Raw genomic sequence first — 18,910 nt, forward strand, 5'->3', positions numbered from 1 at the left:
TATGATAATAATACTCCTTATCAAGAAACAGTTATTTCACCAGTTGCTATGTTTAATTCACCATTGCTGATAAAGTTGATAGCAATGGTAGGATTAAAATAACGTTAACTTCTTGACAGGTGCAAAGCTTTTACGATACAGATGATTAATACCGTGTTGTTCGATTGCCGCTAAATGTGCTTTGGTCGGATAACCTTTATGCTTAGCCAGGCCATATTGTGGATACAACTTATCAAGCTCAACCATTTCACGATCACGAGTAACTTTAGCCAAAATTGAAGCTGCACTGATTTCTGCAACTAATAGGTCGCCTTTCACTACGGCTTGTGTTTGAACGCCAAAATTAGGACAACGGTTTCCATCGACTAACACAAAATTGGGTTTAATAGATAACCCAGTTACAGCACGCTGCATTGCTAGCATAGTGGCATGTAATATATTTAATTTATCGATTTCATCCACTGAAGCGCGGGCAATATTCCACGCTAAAGCATCTTGTTTGATTATGTCAAACAGTTGTTCTCGCTTTTTTTCAGTCAATTTTTTAGAGTCAGTTAAGCCTTTAATTGGCTTGTTTGGATCTAAAATGACGGCAGCAGTAACAACATCGCCACAAAGTGGACCACGCCCGACTTCATCGACACCAGCAATTAATGTGGCATCTGGATAGGTAAATTCTAACAACAATGTGCATCCCCTAATACATCAAGTACTGCTTTAGCTGCTTGCTCATCGGCATTACAACGGATTTGTTTATGCAAAGATAAAAATGTTTGTTTTAGCTCAGTATTATCACCCTCTAACAAGGCAATAATGTGATTAGCGATATTTTCAGGTGTGCAATCTTGCTGTAATAACTCTGGGACCAGCGCTTTACCAACTAAAATGTTAGGTAAAGAGACATAAGGTGTTTTAATTAATTTTTTAGCGAGCCAAAAGGTGAAAGGTTTCATTTTATAGCCTACAACCATAGGACATTTGGCTAACATACATTCTAGTGCCACAGTACCAGAGGCTAAAATTGCCGCATCGCTAGCAATCATTGCTTCACGGGCATGACCGTCTAATAATTGTATGTCAAGTTGTGGTGCAACTTCTGCTTTAATCTGTTCAAACTCTTTTCGTCTTTTTTTATTCACTAATGGTACAACAATATGTAAATCAGGATAACGTTGACGTAATAGTTGCGCAGCTTCTAAAAAAGGAGTCGATAATAATGTCACTTCTGCATGTCGACTACCGGGTAATAAAGCTAAACAACGGCAATTTAGTGGCACATCTAATTGTTGACGCATTGTCGTTTGATCTGGATTAAGTGGAATATCATCAGCCATCTTATGACCAATAAAGCGACAAGGCACATCAAATTTATCATAAAAGGTTTTTTCGAATGGTAAAAAAGCCAAAATGAGATTGGTATTACGTTTTATTTTGAAAACCCGTTTTTGCTTCCAAGCCCAAACGGAAGGGCTAACATAATGAATCGTTTTAATACCGGCTTGTTTTAATTTACCCTCTAAGGAAAGATTGAAATCGGGCGCGTCAATACCGATAAATATATCGGGGTTAAGTTCAATGAGGCGTTTGCTGATATCTCGGCGAATAGATAAAATACGACGTAATCGTCCCAATACTTCAACAATCCCCATAACTGACAATTCATCCATTTCATACCAAGCTTGACAGCCTTCGGCTTGCATTTTAGGACCAGCAATACCAACAAATTCAATATTGGGATGATAATTTTTTAGCGCACGAATCAATCCCGAACCAAGAATATCGCCAGAGGTTTCTCCAGCGACTAAGGCAATGGTTAATGGTTTATTGGTCATTAACGGATAATGCCACGCGTTGAACGGGCAAAAAAGTCAACAAATAGTTGGGTTTCAGGATATTGTTCGGCAATGGTTGCAATTTCAACTTTAGCTTCATCCAACGTTAAGCCATTTCGATAAAGGACTTTGTAGCTATTGCGAATCGCTTGTAAGGTCTCTTTGCTAAACCCTCTACGCTTCAAGCCTTCATAATTTACGCCATGAGGAGTTGCATGATTGCCTTGGGCAATAACATAAGGAGGAACGTCTTGCGCAACGCCAGAACAACCACCGACCATAACATGCGAGCCAATCACACAAAATTGATGAACAGCTGTCATGCCACCAATAATGACATAATCGTCTAATTGTACATGTCCTCCTAAAGTAGCGTTATTTGCTAAAATACAGTGATTACCAATATGACAATCGTGTGCAACGTGAGCGTTAATCATCAATAAATTATCACTACCAATACGAGTTAACTCGCCACCTTGAACTGTACCACGGTGAATAGTGACGCTTTCGCGAATCATATTGCGATCGCCAATTTCGGTGCGCGTCGGTTCGCCACGATATTTTAAATCTTGGTTTACTTCACCAATTGAGACAAATTGATAAATGTGGTTATCTTTACCAATTTTGGTGTGACCGTTGATGACAACGTGTGATTTTAAAAATGTTCCGTCACCAATTTCAACATTTTCACCAATAAAACAAAAAGGACCAATTTTGACGTTATCGCCGATTTTAGCACCTTTTTCAATGACTGAACTTGGGTGTATTTCTGTTGCCATAGTGTTTCCTTAAAACAATTTGGAATATGTAAAATACCAAATATTATTTACGAGCACACATCATTTCTGCTTCGCAAACTAACTTACCATCAACAGTTGCAACACCATGGAATAGTGCTATACCACGACGCTCTTTAATATATTCAACATCCAATACAAGTTGATCACCTGGTACGACAGGACGTTTAAACCGTGCTTTATCAATTGAAGCAAAATAATAGAGCTGACCTGGTGATAACTCATCAATACTTTTGAATGCGAGTATTCCTGTTGCTTGAGCCATTGCTTCTAAGATCAAAACGCCAGGAAAAATAGGTTTATTTGGAAAGTGTCCCTGGAAAAATGGCTCATTCACAGTGACATTTTTTATCGCTTTTAATGTTTTACCTTTTTCGTAACTAATTACTCGATCAACCATTAAAAATGGATAACGATGAGGTAATAAACTGATGATTTCTTCAACATCAAGGGCATTAAGTTCGGTAGTCAAAATAGCTATCCTTATACATTATTTACTATAAATTTTTTACATTATAACTGAGGATACCGCTTTCACTCAAGGATGATTTAATTTTCGGCAAATTGCTTATCCTAGTTTATTATCAGTACATTAATATAAATTTATTAAATAAATGATTTGTAAACACTATATTATCATGTTAAATCATATATAATAGCTAAAATAATTAGCTAAATAGTTTATAACTTGGAGAAGTAGAATGAAATCATTGATTAAAATGACCTTAGTCAGCAGCGCAATTGTATTAGCATTAGCTGGTTGTGATGATAAAAAGTCATCCCAAATAACAATTTCAACTGATGCACAAAAAGAAGCGTATGCATTAGGTTCTTCGTTTGCAACATACATGAAGACAAACTTAGAACAAAATGAAATTAAACCAGACCAAGAATATTTAATTAGTGGTTTTAATGAAACATTCCGAGATGCATCTCAACTTTCGAAAGATGATGTTAAAACTATTTTAGATGCGTTTGGTAAACGAATTCAAGAAGAAAGCAAAGCACGTTTTGAAAAAGAAAAAACTGAAAATACAGCTGCCGGTGACAAATTCCGTGAAGAATTTGCTAAACAAGATGGTGTTAAAAAAACTAAATCTGGATTGCTTTATCAAATTCTTGAAGAAGGTTCAGACCGTCATCCAACAGCTGAAGATACCGTTATTGTTCACTATACAGGTACATTAACAGATGGACGTAAATTTGATAGTTCTTATGATCGCGGCGAACCAGCTACCTTCCCTCTTAATGGTGTTATCAAAGGTTGGACTGAAGGAATTCAATTGATCGGCGTGGGTGGTAAAATCAAACTTGTTGTACCACCTGATTTAGCTTACGGTGACCAAAGTCTTCCTGGCCAAGAAGATAAAGCAGGGATCCAACCAGCATCCACATTAGTATTTGAAGTTGAATTGCTTGGTATTGATGGTGATAAAAATCAAGAATCTAAGCCATCTCAAAAACAATTAGAACAATCAGCTCAATAATTTGATTAGTTCATTAAGTTACACTCTTATTGTGATGGGTCCTGCTTATGGGACCCAATCTGCTTATTGTGCATATCAATTTGCACAAGTTTTATTATCTAGTACCCCTCATACCATCAAAAATATCTTTTTTTATTCAGATGGAGTTTATAATGGTAACCGCTATACCGATCCTGCCAGCGATGAGTTTGATTTAGTGTCTGCATGGCAGGAATTAGCAAAAACATACTCCTTAAGTTTAACTGTTTGTGTTGCAGCAGCACAGCGACGCGGTGTTATCAAAAAAAATCTTGCAGATCATTTTCAATTAACTGGCCTTGGCGAATTAAGTGAATCAATTGCCACTACAGATCGCACTATTCAGTTTTAAGATTAAGGATTCAAATGAAAAAAGTAGCAATTATGATTAGCTCACCACCTCATGGAACGGCCAAAGGTCGCGAAGCACTTGATATCACATTAGCCACCTCAGCTATTAACCATATTTCTGTTTTTTTTGTTGATGATGGCGTATTTCATTTGTTACCTAATCAGCAACCAGATCAAATTTTAATGCGCGATTATATTGCAACTTTCAATATGCTTGAGCTTTATGATATTGATGATGTATATGTATGTGAATCTTCACTTAAATCAAGAAACCTAATGCAGCTACCTCGTAATATCCCTAGTAAACTAACCAATAATCAGTTATTAACTCAATTATTAACCATTCAAGATGTAATATTACGATTTTAATTTTATATTGAATTACAAAATCTCATACTACAACAATAGATTTGATATCTAAACAAAAAACATTCAGAAAAAGCATTGATTTTTTTATTTTTGTTTTTTAACAAAATAACCAATTTTTCATAAAAGATACATTTTCGCGTTGATAGATAGACTAATGGAATTTCCGTAAGATTAAAGCAAATAAATAATCCACTCTATTTTTATTATGCTTAAATAAAGTGGATTATAATTCATTTAATTTAGTTTTTATTTTATTAAACTAGAATAATTTCTTCATTTGATCGGCAATTTTTTCGGCCTGAGTACCGACAACAATTTGTGCACCAGTCTTACCTAACTTAATCACGGCCATTGCACCTAGCGCTTTAGCCGCTTGTTCATCAATAAGATCAGAATCATTAACGCCTAAACGTAAACGTGTAATACAAGAGTCAATGTTGGTTAGATTCTCTTTACCACCTACAACGGCTAAATATTGTTCAGCAAGTTTTGTTGTATCTATATTGCCTTGTACTGATTTTGTCATTTCACTTTGTGTTGAATCTACCTCATCTTCACGACCCGGTGTTTTAAGATTAAATTTAACAATTACAAAGCGGAATGTGGCATAGTAAATAATAAAGAAAACTAAACCTTGAAGTATAAGCATATACCAATGTACTGCAAGTGGATTGCTTGATTGTAGTAACATATCGGTTAACCCTGCGCTGAAACCAAACCCACATATCCATTGCATTGAAGCGGCAATAAACAAAGAAATACCTGTTAAAACGGCATGTAATAAATAAAGTACTGGTGCAACAAACATAAATGCAAATTCTAGCGGTTCAGTAACACCAGTCAAGAATGCCGCAAATGAAGCAGCTAACATGATTGAAGCCGTTTTATCTTTATTACCTTTTTTCGAGGTATGGTACATCGCTAATGCCGCACCAGGTAAACCAAACATCATAACAGGGAAAAATCCAGCTTGGTAACGACCAGTAATACCTACTGTTGCTAATCCAGCTTCAATTGATTTTTGCCCACCTAAGAAGTTAGGAATATCATTGATACCAGCAACATCAAACCAAAACACAGAGTTTAAAGCATGGTGTAAACCGACAGGAATAAGTAAACGGTTGAAAAATCCATAAAGACCAGCCCCTACAGACCCCAATTCTTTAATATATTTACCGAACGAAACAAGTGCATCATAGATAGTTGGCCAAATAAAATATAAAACAGCCGATATTAACAACATAACTATTGAGACAATAATAGGGACAAGTCTTTTTCCACTAAAGAAAGATAGTGCTTTATGTAATTCAACCTGACTAAAACGATTATAAAGTTCGGCTGCAATAATACCGACAAGAATACCAATAAATTGGTTATTTATTTTTTGGTATGCAGCTGGAACTTGTTCTAACCAGTCATCAGCTTTTGTATCAATACCATTAAATAGTGCAATCGAGCTAGGAGAAAGTAAAGTAGTAACCACTAAAAAACCGACTAAACCAGCTAGTGCGGCTGCACCGTCTTTATCTTTAGACATACCATAAGCCACACCAATAGCAAAAAGTATTGGCATATTATCAATAATTGCGCCGCCAGATTTAATTAAAAAAGCGGCGACAATGCTATTTTGCCCCCAACCATTAGGGTCAATCCAGTACCCTAAACCTAGTAGTATTGCAGCTGCAGGTAGTACTGCGACAGGTACCATCAGTGAGCGCCCAATACGTTGCAAGTAAGCTAAAATTCCCATAAGTTAACCTCATATATTTTTAAGGGCATATAAAAAATGTCATAAAATTTTACATTTTTAAACGATGATAAGTAAGACTTCTTTATTTCACTCTATATTATTTTACTTCGCAAATTAATTATTACTTTTTTGTGACAAAAATCACTATATTTTTTGATTAATTGTCTTAATATAGTACAATTAATCCAACATATTTTACTTTTAAAAAAAAGAATTTATTTAATTATATCAAAAGAGGTGATATCTCATGAGACTTATTCCTTTAGACAATGCACAAGAAGTCGGTGCTTGGGTTGCACAGCGTATTGTTAATCAAATTAACCAATTTAAACCAACAGCAGATCGACCATTTTTACTCGGTCTACCAACCGGAAGCTCGCCGTTAGTCATGTATCAACAATTAATCAAACATTATAAAGCTGGTCATGTTAGCTTTAAACATGTCGTGACTTTTAATATGGATGAATATGTAGGCCTTCCTGAAGATCACCCTCAAAGCTATCACACATTTATGTACGAAAATTTCTTTAACCATATTGATATTGATAAAAACAATATCCATATATTAGATGGTAATGCGCCAGATATTGATGAAGAATGTCGTCAATATGAAGCAAAGATCAAAGCTTATGGCAAAATCAATATTTTTGTAGGTGGGGTTGGACAAGATGGACATATCGCATTTAATGAGCCGGGATCTTCGCTTTGTTCTCGCACCCGTATCAAAACATTAACTGAAGATACGCGCATTGCCAATTCTCGCTTTTTTGATAACGATACGAACCAAGTACCAAAGCATGCACTAACTATTGGTGTTGCAACTTTAATGGATGCTCAGGAAGTCATTTTATTAGTTTGTGGTCATAACAAAAGCTTAGCATTACAAGCTGGTGTTGAAGGTAGTGTTAATCATCTTTGGACGGTGACCGCACTACAAATGCATCCAGCATCAATCATTGTTTGTGATGAGCCAAGTACTGATGATCTTAAAGTGAAAACATTAAAATATTTTAAACAAATGGAAGCTGATAATCTTAAAGTAACCATTTTATAAAGGATAAATCAATGTACGCATTAACAAATTGTCGTTTTTATACAGGTTATGAAATTCTTGAAAATCACGCTGTCATTATCAACGGTGATAAAATTGCTAAAATCTGTAAACAAAGCGAATTACCTGCGGATATCAAGATTGAAAATTTACAAGGTGCAATTGTTGCACCAGGTTTTATTGATATCCAAGTCAATGGTTGTGGTGGTGTGCAGTTTAATGAAACGCTTGATGCATTAAGTGTTGAAACGTTAGAATCCATGCAAACCACAAATCTTATTTCTGGTTGTACTAGCTATTTGCCTACATTAATTACATCTACTGATGAGTTTATGATAAAGGCAGTTACAGTGATGCGTGAATATTTAGCCACGCATGCCAATCAAGCACTGGGTTTACATCTTGAAGGCCCTTATATTAGTCCAGAAAAGAAAGGCATTCATGACGAGAATATTATTCGCCAACCTTCACAAAAAATGATTGATTTTCTTTGTGAAAATGCTGATGTCATTAAAATTATCACTTTAGCACCAGAAAAAGTTGAAAGTCATTACATTAGGCAACTGGTTAATGCTGGGATTCATGTATCAGTTGGTCATTCTAATGGTCATTATGATGATTGTCGTCGTGGATTTAACGATGGTATTCGTTTAGGAACACATCTATTTAATGCCATGCCTTATATTTCTGGACGCGAACCAGGTGTAGTTGGTGCAATTTATGATGAACCAGAAGTTTATGTAGGTATTATTGCTGACGGTCAACATGTAAGTTGGGCAAATATTCGCAATAGTCACAAAATTAAACAAGATCATTTAATCTTAATTACCGATGCAATGCTACTTGCTGGCTCTAATTTAGAATCTGGTGTATTTGCAGGTAAAACCATTTATTACAAAGATGGTCGCTGTGTGGACGAAAACGGTACACTTGGTGGTTCGGCATTAACCATGATTGAAGCAGTAAAAAACGCTGTTGAATATGTAGGTATTGCATTAGATGAGGCGTTAAGAATGGCGACACTTTATCCAGCCAAAGCAATCGGTGTGGATAAAGACCTTGGTAGTATTAGCGAAGGGAAAATCGCCAACTTAGTTATTTTTAATCGTGATTTTACTGTCACTAAAACCATTGTAAATGGAGAAATACATCTTTAGAATGCAGATAGTTAATAAAAATATTGAGATGTAATATGTTATTTAATTATCTGAATTTAGTGGGAAATGCTGAGCTAATTAAACAACTTAATTATGCAATGATCTACCGTTTAATTGTTCAGCAAGCTCCTATTTCCCGTATACAACTGGCTGAAATGAGTCAATTAGCACCAGCCAGTATTACAAAAATTACTCGGCAATTATTAAAAAATCAGCTGATCAAAGAAGTTGATGCACAGCAATCAACGGGCGGGCGACCTGCGGTTTCCATTGAAGCTAAATTTGAGCATTATCAAGCTATTGCGGTGCAATTAAGCCGCTTTCATGTCACTATTGAACTTTTTGACTTGGGGTCTAAATGCCTAATATCCAAAAGAGATCCTCTTACTCATTTTACCGAACAGCAAGTACAAACATATTTAATCGCTTTAATTAAAGAATTCATACAGGAAAATATAAAAAAAATAAAGCAGTTAGTTGCAATATCTGTTGTGCTCCCTGGCTTAATTGATTCTGTTAATGGAATTGTCCGATATACACCACACATCCAAGTGAAAGAATGGGCTTTAGGAGAAGTACTACAAACGGAATTCAATGTATCTATTTTTTTGGGAAATGATATTCAAAGCCTAGCATTAGCCGAAAGTTATTTTGGGTCAACACAACATGTTGATGATTCCATTTTAATCCGTGTACACCGAGGTGTAGGCTCTGGCGTTATTGTTAATCAACAACTACTAACAAATCATAATCAAAGCGCTTGCGAAGTTGGACACATTCAAGTCGATGCATTAGGTGAACGCTGCCATTGTGGTAACTTCGGTTGCCTAGAAAACCGCGTAGTCAATAAAGCCATTGAAAGCCGAGCGAAGCAGATGATTGAGCAAGGTTATAGATCAAGATTAACAACAGATCACTGTGAGATTAATCATATCTGCCAATATGCTAACAAAGGAGATGAATTAGCAATAAAACTCGTCAAAGATGCGGGTGAAAACCTTGGCAGAGCAGTTGCAATTATGGTTAATATCTTCAATCCTCAACGAATCGTGTTAGCCGGTGAACTCACCAAGTCGCCCGAAATACTATTAAATGCAGTCAATAGTGCATTAAATGCTCAAAGCTTAGAAGATTTACGAAAAAATCTGACTATTACTTGCTCATCACTTAATGATAGATCGGCAATAGGAGCATTTGCACTAGTGCAGCAAGCTTTATTTAATGGCTCATTATTAATGACATTGTTGGACGATAAAGAACAGTAATCGATTATTATAAATAATAAAGCCCGACCAATCGGGCTTTGCCATTTTATGTTTAATTTAGGCTAAAATGCGTAACATTCTTCGTAATGGTTCAGCCGCACCCCATAATAATTGGTCACCAACAGTAAAGGCAGATAAATAATCTTTACCCATATTAAGCTTACGTAATCGGCCAACTGGTGTAGTTAAGGTACCTGTTACTGCGGCTGGTGTCAGCTCTCGCATGGAAATATCACGATCATTTGGCACGACTTTTACCCAATCATTATGAGCAGCAAGCAGTTTTTCAATTTCAGGCACACTGATATCTTTTTTCAATTTAATCGTAAATGCTTGGCTATGACAACGCAATGCGCCAATTCGAATACACAGCCCATCTACAGGAATAACTTGACTGGTACCTAAAATTTTATTGGTTTCTGCTTGTCCTTTCCATTCCTCTTTGCTTTGGCCATTATCAAGCGCCTTATCGATCCAAGGAATTAAACTACCCGCTAATGGCACACCAAAGTTATCAGTAGGCAAACTACCATCACGCATTTTTTGGGTCACTTTTCTCTCAATATCTAAAATAGAAGAATGCGGATTTTGTAACTCTTTGGCAACCTCAGCATTTAGCATGCCCATTTGAGTAAGCAGTTCACGCATATGGCGCGCACCACCACCTGAAGCCGCTTGATAAGTTGAAACCGAAACCCAATCAACAAGATTTTCAGCAAATAAACCACCGAGAGACATTAACATTAAGCTCACAGTACAGTTACCACCAACAAAGGTTTTAATACCTTTATCTAAAGCAGCATCAATGTTAGCTTTGTTCACTGGGTCGAGCACGATAATTGCATCATCAGCCATACGTAATGTTGATGCTGCATCAATCCAATAACCTTGCCAGCCCGTTGCACGTAGTTTTGAATAAATCTCGGAGGTATAATCCCCACCTTGGCAAGTAACAATAATATCTAACGCTTTTAATGCATCAATATTATCTGCACTTTGTAATGTGCCTGTTTTACCGCCAAAATTAGGAGCAGCTTGACCTGCTTGAGAAGTAGAAAAGAAAATAGGATTGATATAATCAAAATCGTGTTCTTCAACCATACGTTGCATAAGAACAGAACCTACCATTCCACGCCAACCGACAAAACCAACATTTTTCATATTTTATTTCCAAAAGTAGATGTTATAAAAAGATATTTTCACTATTAAAGCAAAATATCTTCATAAAACAAGTCAGATAAGAATTATTTTTGTAGGCAGGGCTTTAATAACATGGTGTTATATATTGAAAGATAAAATAACCACAATAACCAGTAGAAAAACGAATCATCATCTGCAACTAAATACCACTTCTAGAAATTTTTATTTACTATGTTAATATATTGATTAATTTTATTTATTGAAATGATAAGGTTACTAGTTGACTTATTTATAACAGCTTATATGTGCCTAACGTATTTCTTAATTGGATTATTTCTGAGTCCATGTAGGTACATAAAGAGTAAAAAAGTTGTATGTTTTGTTGGATGTCTTATTCCCCTTTATTTATCATATAAAATATTGCCTTCTTTCTTTAATGGAATATTAGATGAGGTTTCTGAATTTACACTGATCATCTTATTGGGTTTTAGGTTTTGTCAGTATTATGACATTTGTTTCGTTTATTCTAACTTATCAAATGAATAAACGTAAAGCAAAACGATTAAACGAAGAACATAATAAAAGCCACAGAAGAGCAATAAAGAAATAAGATAGAAAAAAATAAAAAAACTTAAAAAATAATCTTTATTTGTTGCCAAAACAGCTCTATCTTTAAAAAAGGTAAATTTGTTGCCTAAAAAACAAAATTACCTCATTAAAATAGCTTGTTAAATACTATAATTGGATTGATTAGATTGTCTAAAATTCCTCTTTTTGGCTTTTATTATCAATTATTGAGGCCATGTTATAGTGTTCTATGCCTTGTACAGATGTTTCAATTATTTCTGGTAATAAATCGCTTAAATTATCTTCATCAGTTCTTAACATAAAGGTTGTTAATAACATCGGCACATTTACACCAGTAATGATTTCTATATTAGGATATTCAGCAATCAGATTGACTAAAATATTAAATGGTGTTCCACCTTTTAAATCAACAAAACATAAAACGTTTGAGCTTTCATGTATTAAATTTTCTAGCTTTTGTTCAATCTGCTGTTGAAAATCATCTAACGATTGACCCATTGAAAAGGGTACGGCTTCACACAGAGTTTGTTTGCCACATATCATTTCAGTCGTTTCAATTAAACTATTAGCCGTTATGCCGTGAGTACTTACTAACACTGCAATCATACACGACTCCTTTTAGTAATCTAAGCAACGATAATAACGACGAATTGACATTGGATGACGATTTAAGTGCTCAATATATGCGTCAATACGATTATTAATGGCTCGGAAAACAAATGGGGAAAGATTACCCCGATATTTTTCAGAGATACCTGGCAATTCGTAATCTTTAGTATCAATAATGGTATAATTACCACAAATCTGAGGTAGGAACTTTGCAACTCTTTCACTTAATGGGCGCTGAGTATCTTCACCAACATAAACAGTAACAGCAGTATCACGATCGATAACTTCTAATGTTCCATGGAAAAACTCAGCTGATTTAATGGACTTTGAGCGTAACCAGTGTTGTTCTTCCCAATAACACATAGCATGTGAGTAAGTTGCTCCCCATTGATTACCCGACCCTATAAAATAATGCATTGTATCATTATGATGTTTATCGGCAACTTCTTGTCCAAATTTATCTGCTTTTTTTGCAACAGCAACAATGTTTTTTGCAAAATGATGATCCATTTGTCCATAAAAATCATCATAATCCGGAAATTCACCCGCTAAATACATTAGACGGTCAGCAGTCATAAAGAATTTTAATTGTTCATTCATTGGATAAGAAATAACATGATGAACCATTTTACCTAATGGTGAATTCGCTTTATCCAAAAATGCCAAAACAGTTGCACCTATTTCTTTTTGGATTTTATCGATTGCGTCAACCACTTCTTGAGTGGAACCTGTTACTGATGAGATAATAATTAACGTATCTTTAGTTATGCGCTTATTACCAGTTACTAAATATTCAGCTGCATGTTGAACAAAAGTCTCAATTGCTGATTTTTCTTTCATGTGGATAACCGCTTGCATGGAAGATGCATAAGTGCCACCAATACCTAACCAACATACATTGCTATAGCCACGCTGGTGGATATTATCAATAAAATCATTAATCTTTGGACGTAAAGCTAATGCGCCATTCATACTGTCTAGTTCTTTTTGTTCATCAAATTTTCTCATTTTATAATCCTCTTAATTTTAGATTTAGTTATTTGGTCAAATTCTGGGTATGTTGATTTCTCAAGATTATGACCTTTTAACTGTGATACCTGATAACTTAACAAGTGAATGGGCACTGTCATAAATAATGAAGTTAACAATTCATCACATTCAATATTTAGGCAAAAATCTATTGTTTTTAAGCTACTTGTATTTTGAGAGTAAATAGTTAAAACATTTGGAACATATTGATTCAAAAATTCTTTTAAAGTTTCCGCTCTTTGTACTAATCGCCCATGTGGTTCAATAAAAATAATACAGTCGTCAGTATGTAGACCTAGGTATGGACCATGCATATATTCTTCCAGCTCTTTACCAAAAGCCGTATTTCGCACTGTTTCTGTAAATTTCGTTTCGCCTTCCCTAGCTACACCATAAGTTGCACCATAACCAATGAGAATGACTCTTTGGGCATGATAAAAAAGATCTTGATATCTATTAACCCAAATTTTTGATTGTTTTATAATTTGTGGAAGCGATTGTGTAATATTGCGCATTTGTTCAAACAAATCGTCAAACTGTTTCTGGTTTATACGCTCTGTTTTTGTGCCAATAACAAGTGTAATTAACATTAAATCAAGAATAGTCACACTATAACCAACACTGACATAAGGCATTTCTTCAATAGGCATACCCATGGATAACACATGGTTGCTTACCTTATATAATGGACTTTTCGGATTGCTAGTAAGGGTGTAGATAGTTTGATTATTATTAACAAACTGTTCAACCAAATAAATGGTTGAATAACTTTCTCCTCCTTGTGAAATAGCAAAATACAAGGTATTTGGATCATTATAGTACAAATAGTTAGCAGCCATTGATGGATCTTCAATATAGACGGGCACCTTTAATAATTTACTCATAAAAGGCCTTGCACCATAAGCGGCATTAGCACTTGAACCTGTTGCAAATATAACAATTGCGTTAAGTTGTTTAACTTTACTTAAATCAATGGTATTGCCAAATAATGTTTGATAGTTATCTAAAATATTTTGATAATATTCAGGTTCTAATGCGACATAATCTGCGATACTTTTCATTTTTTTCTCCTTACTAGCCTAATAACCCACTCCAAGCTCCCAAAATACCAATAGCAGCAATTAATAAGAGAATCCAATGGGCTTTAATCCCTTTTTTGACTAACACAAAGATAAATAGTGTAAAAAGTAAAGGTAAGATTTGCGGTATAACACCATCAAAAATATCTTGTAAAGATGAAGCATTAGTTCCTGAACCTAATTTTAATGGCATATTTAATATCACCATGGTGGCAACCATAGCCCCAACTACACAAAGTCCCAAAACTGATGCACCATAGGATAATTTATCCATTAATCCAGTCTTTTGAACTTTTTCAATAAACGATGCACCAATGTTATATCCGATTAATAAACCAAAATAACGTGTTAACATTGCAGGAATATTGAAAATTAATAAAAATAAAAGAGGACCTAAAATATTACCTTCAAGTGCTAAAGAAGTACCTATTCCGGTCGCTATGACACGTAGTGTTCCCCAGAAAAATGAATCACCTAAACCACTTAATGGTCCCATTAACGCTATTTTGACGTCATTAATAGAGCTTTTATCAAAATTACTATCTGTCGCATTTTGTTCTTCCATGGCAATAGAAATTCCTAAAGGAAAAGTAATTAACCATGGTGTAATATTGTAGAATTCTAAATGCCGTTGATAAGCATCCGTTAATGCTTCTTTGTTATTGCTGTAAATTTTCTCTAAAGCAGGACGCATAGAATAGGAATAACCTAAGTTCATTTGTCGTTCATAATTCCATGACCATTCAGCAGTAAAAGATCGCCAAAACGTGCTTGTTAATTCTTTTTTAGTTATTAATTTAGAATTCTTCATTTTCATAATTGATCTCCTGTACACCTAACGTGTTGCCAGTATTATTATTTAACCTTTGATTGCCATCTTCTGTTACGTCTTTTTTTCCATTAAATGCGGAATAACCTGTCAAAATTAGAGCAATACACGCACCGAAGATGGCCACTCCAGTAACAGGCACTTTCATATAAACAGCCAAAGCAAAACCAAGAACAAAGAACGTTGCATTGGTTTTTTTTATCATTATTTTCATTAACATAGCAAAACCAAACGCAGGTAATAAGCCCGTTGCGATACCTAAACCATCTATAATAAATTTAGGAATCATTTCTAATAAGTCATTGATCGCCGAGCTGCCAAATAGATAAGATAATCCTACAACTAAACCAATTGGAAGATTAACAGAAAAGAATCCACCTAATAGATTCATTCGGTCCATACCTTTACCATTACCTTCACATGCGTATTGATCGGCTTTATGAACAAAATAAGGAAGGATAAAAAGAAAGCATAAATTTTTAACTAATAAAACAAATGAAGCAATAGGAATACCTAGCGTTAAAGCTATTTCCGTACTTTTACCTGCACCTATTGCAAAGGCGGTACCTAAAATACTCCCTGAGATAATTTCAGGGGGAATAGAGGCTCCAATAGAAAACGATCCAACAAAAGCTAATTCTAATGTTGCTCCAATAATAATGCCTTGTGTGATGTCTCCCATGACTAAACCAACCAAGGTACAAGTTACTAATGGTCTTGATAACATTGATGAACCTAAAAGGTATTCACTATTGGCTAACATCGCAACCAAAGCTAATAGAAATGCAGTTAATTCGATACTCATTTTTTGTATCCTCTAAACTATTTTTGAAATTTTTGCTTTGATTCACTTGGGATTTGCTGAATGTAAACATCAACACTATCTTGTTGTAATCTCGTTAATAAATCTACCTCGAGAGCAGTTAGATTGATTGTTTTAGAATAATTTTTAGTTCCTTCACGTGGTTTAGTTCCACCTAAATTGAGGCTTGTTATTTTACCGTGTGTGTTTCGTATTAATTTTTCAGCATCAGCAACAGACTCAACAACTATTAGCATTTGATATTTATCCGTTATACCTGAGTTAATGGCTGCAATGCTATCATCTATTGACTTCATTACTAATTTTGCATGTTCAGGTTTAGCTAAACGGATAGCTGACTTACGTAACTCATCATTTGCAACGATATCATTAGCAACTAAAATGGTATTTGAGCCAACATTTTCGAACCATGAAACAACAATCTGACCATGCAATAATCGGTGATCAACACGTAATAATTTAATCATTGGTATACCTCCTAGGTAAAATCGACTACATATTTAGTATTGCAAGCAAATTTATACTCAATAGCAATCGGCTCGCTATTAATATCAAAATAGTGATTAGAAATTTTAAATAATGGGTCGTTGAAGTTGCATCGTAATTGTTTAGCTAATTCAGCATTGGCTACAATTAATTGTAAATTTTGTACTAATTTATCTACTTTTTTCTTTCCAGAATTAGTAATTTCAAGCGCTGATAAAATTTTTATTATCGACATTTTAAAGTCTGGAAAATGGTTCAAAGGTAATAAAAAAATTTCTTTAACTACATTGTTTTTAGCAACTTCTAAAAAACTAATATAATAGATGAGTTCAGATGGTTTTATTTTTAGTAATTGGCTATAGTAACTTCCAGCTTGTCTTAGATAAGATTCTTTTATGATTTTCTTATAATTGTAATAAATATGAGGTTTAATAATTCCGGTCATATTTAGAATGGTTTTTGTAGAAAGTGTTGGAGCAATAAACAAACCAACACCTTTTTTCCTAACTACCATATTTTTATCAACTAACAGATCAATAGCTTTTCGGATGGTTGTTCTACTTACATTATAATCTTTTTGTAATTGCCCTTCTGGGGGTAATTCTGATCCTACTCCATATTGCCCGGTGTTAATTTGCTCCATTAAATGAGCAGCTATTTTTTCAAATAAACTCATTTAGTTTTCCTTGTACTTGAAAATATTGTGAGCAGATAAATGATATCTAAATTTATTTCCTACTAAATATTGAACGGTATGCTCAAAAGGCTGAAAATTAACATCGAAACTGTAACTTGATACCTTATAAATCGGCGTACCTTCGACCACTTGTAAATTCGTTGCTTTATCCCCAGTTGCTATCTGGTAAATAATTTCTTCACGACCATGACTTGGAACAAGGTGATAATGATCTTTCAAAAATTGATAGAGAGAAACATTATTTAAATCTACTTGGTCTAAATGTTGGAATTTTTCGGATGATAAATAGGTGATTTCATAAGATAGAGGAATTGTACTCAATAAACGTTGCCTTATAATTCTAATTAATTGTTCATTTGAACAAAAAAATGTTCTTAGCTCTGCTGGCATTTTTATAATTTTATTAGTAAGGACTTTTATTTTGATTTGAGTATTATCATCTTTTTTGACTTCTTCACTAAATGAAGACATTTTTAACATATTTATCTCAAAGACTTTACTGTACTCTAAATTTTTTTCATTTTGAGATAAATAACCTCCCATTATTAAATCATTTAATGCTTTTCTCACTGTTGTACGACTAACATTGAAGTGTTCGGCAAGTCCTCTTTCTGTCGTTATCTTCTTAATAACAGATGGATTTGCTTTAATTTGTTCTTCAACATAAGTTTTAGCAGCAATATCACGATATTCCAAAAACATTTTCCTCATATTTTTTGGATTCTTTTATTCAAAAGATGTATCTGAATCTACATAATAATCACCAAAAAATAAATAAAAAAATACAGGTTGTTAATTTTTAGTTCCAGAATTGTTGCCTTGATCACAATTTTTGTTATGAAGGATAATTAAGGTAAAAATAAGAAATGGTAGAGCTAAATAATCGTTATAGTTGAAATTTATAGAAAAAAGGTAAACAATCGTTTTAATTATTTATTATGGCTGTTAGCGATGAATTAATTGTTTAGAAGACAATAAAAAAGCCCACTAGGATAAAGCAGGCTTTTTTTATTTAAAATTGGTCGGCGAGAGAGGATTCGAACCTCCGACCCACTGGTCCCAAACCAGTTGCGCTACCAAGCTGCGCTACTCGCCGTTAGATGTTCTTTGCATTCTATAAATGGGGTGGCTAATGGGATTCGAACCCACGACAACTGGAATCACAATCCAGGGCTCTACCAACTGAGCTATAGCCACCATAGAATCAGGACGAGATATTACGCATAAAAAATAATATTGTCCAGTACAATTTAAAAAAAATACGCCGACTGGTCATATAAAAAGCGCCAAGAGTATAAAATTTGATATCTCCCAATGCCGATTTAATATGACCATTTTTAATGCCAATATTATCTTCTAAATAAATAATCCGATTATTATTAGCAATTTTAATTTAATTTTACTTATGTCTACTAACATTTTTGCTTAAATATTCTTTTTGCTATAAATCTTTTTATTACTTCAAGTCTAGCATTTGCATCATCACTAACCACACCTATAGTTGAGGTAATAGATAGTCCTACAATAACTATTCTAGGGGTAGATCCCTGTCA

The 18,910-nt window shown here is 34.4% G+C and carries 20 protein-coding genes and 2 tRNA genes; 6 read left to right on the forward strand and 16 right to left on the reverse strand.

Annotated elements, in window-relative coordinates:
• Positions 1 to 93 precede the first annotated feature (93 nt).
• The 4 genes from rnhB to fabZ are packed head-to-tail and all read right to left on the reverse strand — an operon-like array spanning position 94 to position 3,101.
• Complete coding sequence (gene rnhB, locus A9G23_RS06135; RefSeq protein WP_065587047.1) at positions 94 to 684, reverse strand: ribonuclease HII; 591 nt, start codon at positions 682 to 684, stop codon at positions 94 to 96.
• Positions 678 to 1,832: a lipid-A-disaccharide synthase gene (gene lpxB / locus A9G23_RS06140; protein ID WP_065586758.1), complete on the reverse strand. Its 1,155-nt coding sequence runs from the start codon at positions 1,830 to 1,832 to the stop codon at positions 678 to 680. Before lpxB ends, rnhB begins: the two co-directional genes overlap by 7 nt.
• Complete coding sequence (lpxA, locus tag A9G23_RS06145; protein ID WP_065586759.1) at positions 1,832 to 2,611, reverse strand: acyl-ACP--UDP-N-acetylglucosamine O-acyltransferase; 780 nt, start codon at positions 2,609 to 2,611, stop codon at positions 1,832 to 1,834. Before lpxA ends, lpxB begins: the two co-directional genes overlap by 1 nt.
• A gap of 43 nt (positions 2,612 to 2,654) precedes the next feature.
• A complete protein-coding gene (gene fabZ / locus A9G23_RS06150) occupies positions 2,655 to 3,101 on the reverse strand; it encodes a 3-hydroxyacyl-ACP dehydratase FabZ (RefSeq protein ID WP_065586760.1) in 447 nt (148 codons plus the stop codon).
• 229 nt (positions 3,102 to 3,330) lie between these two features.
• Between fabZ and fkpA the strand changes: the two genes are divergently transcribed.
• Genes fkpA through tusC form a run of 3 tightly spaced genes read left to right on the forward strand, consistent with a single transcriptional unit; the run spans position 3,331 to position 4,854 of the window.
• Complete coding sequence (gene fkpA, locus A9G23_RS06155; RefSeq protein ID WP_065586761.1) at positions 3,331 to 4,116, forward strand: FKBP-type peptidyl-prolyl cis-trans isomerase; 786 nt, start codon at positions 3,331 to 3,333, stop codon at positions 4,114 to 4,116.
• A 4-nt stretch (positions 4,117 to 4,120) separates the two neighbouring features.
• Entirely contained in the window at positions 4,121 to 4,486 is a 366-nt protein-coding gene (gene tusD / locus A9G23_RS06160) for a sulfurtransferase complex subunit TusD (protein WP_081296992.1), read from the forward strand.
• 14 nt (positions 4,487 to 4,500) lie between these two features.
• On the forward strand, positions 4,501 to 4,854 hold the full coding sequence (gene tusC, locus A9G23_RS06165; protein WP_065586762.1) for a sulfurtransferase complex subunit TusC: 354 nt from the start codon (positions 4,501 to 4,503) through the stop codon (positions 4,852 to 4,854).
• A 259-nt stretch (positions 4,855 to 5,113) separates the two neighbouring features.
• Here tusC and nagE read toward each other — a convergent pair whose 3' ends face one another.
• Positions 5,114 to 6,604, reverse strand: coding sequence for an N-acetylglucosamine-specific PTS transporter subunit IIBC (gene nagE / locus A9G23_RS06170; RefSeq protein ID WP_065586763.1), 1,491 nt, complete (start codon positions 6,602 to 6,604; stop codon positions 5,114 to 5,116).
• Positions 6,605 to 6,851: 247 nt separating this feature from the next.
• Between nagE and nagB the strand changes: the two genes are divergently transcribed.
• The 3 genes from nagB to A9G23_RS06185 are packed head-to-tail and all read left to right on the forward strand — an operon-like array spanning position 6,852 to position 10,077.
• A complete protein-coding gene (nagB, locus tag A9G23_RS06175; RefSeq protein WP_065586764.1) occupies positions 6,852 to 7,658 on the forward strand; it encodes a glucosamine-6-phosphate deaminase in 807 nt (268 codons plus the stop codon).
• Between the two features lie 11 nt (positions 7,659 to 7,669).
• Positions 7,670 to 8,812 (forward strand): N-acetylglucosamine-6-phosphate deacetylase, encoded by a 1,143-nt coding sequence (nagA, locus tag A9G23_RS06180; protein WP_065586765.1) that lies wholly within the window; start codon positions 7,670 to 7,672, stop codon positions 8,810 to 8,812.
• 35 nt (positions 8,813 to 8,847) lie between these two features.
• Entirely contained in the window at positions 8,848 to 10,077 is a 1,230-nt protein-coding gene (locus tag A9G23_RS06185) for an ROK family protein (RefSeq protein ID WP_065586766.1), read from the forward strand.
• Positions 10,078 to 10,134: 57 nt separating this feature from the next.
• On the opposite strand, the gene asd is transcribed toward A9G23_RS06185, so the two are convergent.
• The 11 genes from asd to A9G23_RS06240 all read right to left on the reverse strand — a co-directional run bounded on the left by asd (position 10,135) and on the right by A9G23_RS06240 (position 18,554).
• Positions 10,135 to 11,238: an aspartate-semialdehyde dehydrogenase gene (gene asd, locus A9G23_RS06190; RefSeq protein WP_065586767.1), complete on the reverse strand. Its 1,104-nt coding sequence runs from the start codon at positions 11,236 to 11,238 to the stop codon at positions 10,135 to 10,137.
• A 738-nt stretch (positions 11,239 to 11,976) separates the two neighbouring features.
• Positions 11,977 to 12,411 carry a PTS sugar transporter subunit IIA gene (locus tag A9G23_RS06195; protein ID WP_065586768.1) on the reverse strand — a complete coding sequence of 145 codons (435 nt, stop codon included), beginning with the start codon at positions 12,409 to 12,411 and terminating at the stop codon, positions 11,977 to 11,979.
• 12 nt (positions 12,412 to 12,423) lie between these two features.
• Positions 12,424 to 13,422, reverse strand: coding sequence for an SIS domain-containing protein (locus tag A9G23_RS06200; protein WP_065586769.1), 999 nt, complete (start codon positions 13,420 to 13,422; stop codon positions 12,424 to 12,426).
• Positions 13,419 to 14,504, reverse strand: coding sequence for an SIS domain-containing protein (locus A9G23_RS06205; protein ID WP_065586770.1), 1,086 nt, complete (start codon positions 14,502 to 14,504; stop codon positions 13,419 to 13,421). The genes A9G23_RS06200 and A9G23_RS06205 overlap by 4 nt, the downstream gene beginning before the upstream one ends.
• Before the next feature lie 13 nt (positions 14,505 to 14,517).
• Entirely contained in the window at positions 14,518 to 15,339 is an 822-nt protein-coding gene (locus A9G23_RS06210) for a PTS system mannose/fructose/sorbose family transporter subunit IID (RefSeq protein WP_065586771.1), read from the reverse strand.
• Positions 15,320 to 16,156 (reverse strand): PTS mannose/fructose/sorbose/N-acetylgalactosamine transporter subunit IIC, encoded by an 837-nt coding sequence (locus A9G23_RS06215; RefSeq protein ID WP_065586772.1) that lies wholly within the window; start codon positions 16,154 to 16,156, stop codon positions 15,320 to 15,322. Before A9G23_RS06215 ends, A9G23_RS06210 begins: the two co-directional genes overlap by 20 nt.
• Positions 16,157 to 16,173: 17 nt before the next feature.
• On the reverse strand, positions 16,174 to 16,641 hold the full coding sequence (locus tag A9G23_RS06220) for a PTS sugar transporter subunit IIB (RefSeq protein WP_065586773.1): 468 nt from the start codon (positions 16,639 to 16,641) through the stop codon (positions 16,174 to 16,176).
• Positions 16,642 to 16,652: 11 nt separating this feature from the next.
• Complete coding sequence (locus A9G23_RS06225) at positions 16,653 to 17,336, reverse strand: GntR family transcriptional regulator (protein WP_065586774.1); 684 nt, start codon at positions 17,334 to 17,336, stop codon at positions 16,653 to 16,655.
• Positions 17,337 to 18,053: a GntR family transcriptional regulator gene (locus tag A9G23_RS06230; RefSeq protein ID WP_176700605.1), complete on the reverse strand. Its 717-nt coding sequence runs from the start codon at positions 18,051 to 18,053 to the stop codon at positions 17,337 to 17,339.
• A gap of 323 nt (positions 18,054 to 18,376) precedes the next feature.
• Positions 18,377 to 18,453: transfer RNA gene (locus tag A9G23_RS06235), tRNA-Pro, on the reverse strand.
• Positions 18,454 to 18,478: 25 nt separating this feature from the next.
• Positions 18,479 to 18,554 (reverse strand) — tRNA-His (locus A9G23_RS06240).
• Positions 18,555 to 18,910 lie beyond the last annotated feature (356 nt).

Origin of the sequence: Gilliamella sp. App4-10, from assembly GCF_001690495.1 — a bacterium.
GTDB lineage: Bacteria > Pseudomonadota > Gammaproteobacteria > Enterobacterales > Orbaceae > Gilliamella > Gilliamella apicola_G.

Coding starts and splice junctions, on each gene's coding strand:
- asd (WP_065586767.1), bottom strand. CDS start 11,238: ATGAAAAATGTTGGTTTTGTCGGTTGGCGTGGAATGGTAGGTTCTGTT.
- A9G23_RS06205 (WP_065586770.1), bottom strand. CDS start 14,504: ATGAAAAGTATCGCAGATTATGTCGCATTAGAACCTGAATATTATCAA.
- nagB (WP_065586764.1), top strand. CDS start 6,852: ATGAGACTTATTCCTTTAGACAATGCACAAGAAGTCGGTGCTTGGGTT.
- tusC (WP_065586762.1), top strand. CDS start 4,501: ATGAAAAAAGTAGCAATTATGATTAGCTCACCACCTCATGGAACGGCC.
- A9G23_RS06220 (WP_065586773.1), bottom strand. CDS start 16,641: ATGATTAAATTATTACGTGTTGATCACCGATTATTGCATGGTCAGATT.
- A9G23_RS06195 (WP_065586768.1), bottom strand. CDS start 12,411: ATGATTGCAGTGTTAGTAAGTACTCACGGCATAACGGCTAATAGTTTA.
- A9G23_RS06215 (WP_065586772.1), bottom strand. CDS start 16,156: ATGAGTATCGAATTAACTGCATTTCTATTAGCTTTGGTTGCGATGTTA.
- nagA (WP_065586765.1), top strand. CDS start 7,670: ATGTACGCATTAACAAATTGTCGTTTTTATACAGGTTATGAAATTCTT.
- A9G23_RS06210 (WP_065586771.1), bottom strand. CDS start 15,339: ATGAAAATGAAGAATTCTAAATTAATAACTAAAAAAGAATTAACAAGC.
- A9G23_RS06200 (WP_065586769.1), bottom strand. CDS start 13,422: ATGAGAAAATTTGATGAACAAAAAGAACTAGACAGTATGAATGGCGCA.
- fkpA (WP_065586761.1), top strand. CDS start 3,331: ATGAAATCATTGATTAAAATGACCTTAGTCAGCAGCGCAATTGTATTA.
- lpxB (WP_065586758.1), bottom strand. CDS start 1,832: ATGACCAATAAACCATTAACCATTGCCTTAGTCGCTGGAGAAACCTCT.
- nagE (WP_065586763.1), bottom strand. CDS start 6,604: ATGGGAATTTTAGCTTACTTGCAACGTATTGGGCGCTCACTGATGGTA.
- lpxA (WP_065586759.1), bottom strand. CDS start 2,611: ATGGCAACAGAAATACACCCAAGTTCAGTCATTGAAAAAGGTGCTAAA.
- A9G23_RS06225 (WP_065586774.1), bottom strand. CDS start 17,336: ATGAGTTTATTTGAAAAAATAGCTGCTCATTTAATGGAGCAAATTAAC.
- A9G23_RS06185 (WP_065586766.1), top strand. CDS start 8,848: ATGTTATTTAATTATCTGAATTTAGTGGGAAATGCTGAGCTAATTAAA.